This is a genomic window from Actinoplanes sp. NPDC004185 (genome assembly GCF_053603475.1).
Window position 1 is genome coordinate 1 of record NZ_JBSGFR010000117.1, and the last position, 2,430, is coordinate 2,430.

At 60.8% G+C, this 2,430-nt stretch carries 3 protein-coding genes; 2 read left to right on the forward strand and 1 reads right to left on the reverse strand.

All coding sequences use genetic code 11. The annotated features are described in order from the left end of the window. Nucleotides 1-1,218, forward strand: a 1,218-nt coding sequence (locus ACWEOZ_RS44195; RefSeq protein ID WP_451916656.1) for a hypothetical protein, incomplete at its 5' end; no start/stop codon positions are given. A gap of 1 nt (nucleotide 1,219) precedes the next feature. After that, the gene (locus tag ACWEOZ_RS44200) at nucleotides 1,220-1,696 is read left to right on the forward strand and encodes a hypothetical protein (RefSeq protein ID WP_105817667.1); all 477 of its coding nucleotides are present in this window, start codon (nucleotides 1,220-1,222) and stop codon (nucleotides 1,694-1,696) included. A 29-nt stretch (nucleotides 1,697-1,725) separates the two neighbouring features. Here ACWEOZ_RS44200 and ACWEOZ_RS44205 read toward each other — a convergent pair. Continuing rightward, a partial coding sequence (locus ACWEOZ_RS44205; protein ID WP_451916657.1) for a glycosyltransferase family 4 protein occupies nucleotides 1,726-2,430 on the reverse strand: 705 nt, incomplete at its 5' end.

Below are 2,430 nucleotides of genomic sequence, written 5' to 3' on the forward strand. Positions count from 1 at the left end.
CGTCGTGACGCCGATGTCAGCTCCCTCGACGGCAGCCTGTACGCATTCTCTTCAGACCTGATCGTATGCAATCGCGTTCGGGTCAATGGTTATTTTTATCCGTCCGCGAGTGGAACCATCGTCGTCAACGACTCATACATCCGCTTCGTCGAGAACGACAAGCTCGTTGACAGCATCGAATACAACCGCTGCCGGATCGGTTTCTTTTCGAACGGTCCGGCGGTCAACCGAATCGTCGTGAACGATTCGACGATTGAAGAACCGATTCCGATCATCAGTTGCCGAAACGTCGAGTTCAATGACGTCACGTTCGTTGGAGCGAGACGGGCAGCGAGCGCGTTCGTGACGCTGAGTTTTTCGACACCGATGGAGTCGGTCGTGTTCAATCGACCCAGGCTGGTTCGCGCTCAGGGCACCCTCATGCCGTTGACGACGGGAGGTGGCGTCGTGAGGGTCAAGGTGACCGGAGCGAGATCGGGCGTCTTGTATACCGATTTCTCCGGAATCAACGACCCGGTGCCCCGTGGATTGACGATGGGCTCCGTGCTTCGAAACGAAAGCGGTCAACCGCAATTCGATGTGACGGGAATATGGCTCGAGAACGGACGCACGGCAATCGGCGTCAAGGCGCGAGACTCCACGGTTACGGCCCGTGTCAACCAGATATTGATCGCCAATATCTGCAAGAACTTGACGATCGTCGATCCGGTGATCGCCGGGGCGCAATCCGATATGGAAGCCCGGTTCTCGAGCCCACGGAGTAATTCGGAAGCATCGTTCGATGTTGCCGTTCAATTGAACGTCGACGACGCGCACATTCGTGACGCTCACCACAACGATGACGCCATCGACGCCGGTTTCGACTTCGGCGGCGGCGCGCGTCAACGTCCGTTCGACCTCACGATCCATCGTGGAGCGCGTGAATTGACCATCGAGATCGCCGACGCGCGTGCGACGCCCGGACGCGAACCCGGCGAAACGCTCGTGTTGACGGGACTGGATTACACCGGTCGCCCGGCGTGGCGCGGTGTCATCGACATGTCGACGCCAGGTAGACGGACGATCGGTGAGCAGGAGGTATCGGGGATGCCACGTGATCAGCTGGCTGCTTTGCCGAACGTTCGCATCATGCGATTGAGAGTCGTATGTAACGCCGACCATTCTGCACCGGCGACACACGTGAAAGTGAAAATTCGACTGACCGATGAGGTGAAATGAGATGGACGAGCCACGTGGGATGTTCAATGTACGTCAAGCAATACCGCTTCTCTGCGTCGTGTCGACCGCGGCGGCGATCATGGCGCCGGCAACGTCGTTCGCCGCCTGTGCATTGCCTGGGTGTCACGGGCAGTCCAGATCCAGCACGGCCGCGAAGCAGGCAAGCGTGATCTACGGCGAACCGGCTGGAAACACGTTGGCAGGCAACGCGGGAACGTATCGGAAATCCGGATCGGACACGAGCGAGCTGCGGACTTTCGCGATGGCGGCCGCCGGCGCGAAGAATCCGTACGCCGACGACGTGGAGCGGATGGGATACGTTCACGGCAGTATGTACTCGGGAATGAGCGCCGGTTCGGTATCGAGCCTGCGCTCCGCGCGGGGTGCGGGGATGGGAAGATCGGCCCTCGGCGTGCTTCCGGGTGTGCAGGGCTTGTCGGTCGGGATTCCCGGCGTCGCTCCGCGGATCAGTCGATAGACCCTCTCAATGCGCACCGGGCGCAGCCCTCACGTGCGTGTATGCACATCGCGCACCGACCGGAGGCAGCCGGCATAGACTTGCTGCAACTTGTCGACATACTGGGTCCAATTGTGCGTGCCGGCTGCCGCGATGCGCGCGTGACGGGAGAACTCCGCGCGCTTGTCCGGCAACGCGATCATCTCGCCGATGGCATCGGTCAGACGTTCGACGGAGCCGGATGGGACGATCGTGCCACTGCGATCATGCTCGATGATCTCGGCGGCGCCGGATTCCCTGGTCGCGACGATTGGCAGGCCGGTCGCGAGCGCCTCGCATAGAACGACGGCGAGCCCCTCTTCGAGAGACGGCAGGACGAAAAGGTCCGCCGCGTTGTAGTAGGCGTTGAGCTGCGCGTTGTCGACGCGAGGAATGTGCGTGAAGAGGTGGCGGTACGGAGCGAGCAACGGCTCCACCGTCGGATCGATCTGTCCGATCAACGTGACATGGACGCGCTCGTCGCCGAGGCGCTCGACGGCTTCCAGGAGATAGAGCTGCCCCTTGCGCAGACTGATCTGTCCGACGCAAAGGATCCCAAAGCGATTTGAATTCAACCCGCGCTGTTCCAGCGGACGAAATCGCTTCACATTGGCGGCATACGGAATCAACTTGATGATGCTGGCGGGAACGCCGTGCTGAATGAACGATTCCCGCACGATCGACGACGGTGCCAGGACGTTGTCGTAGAGACCGAC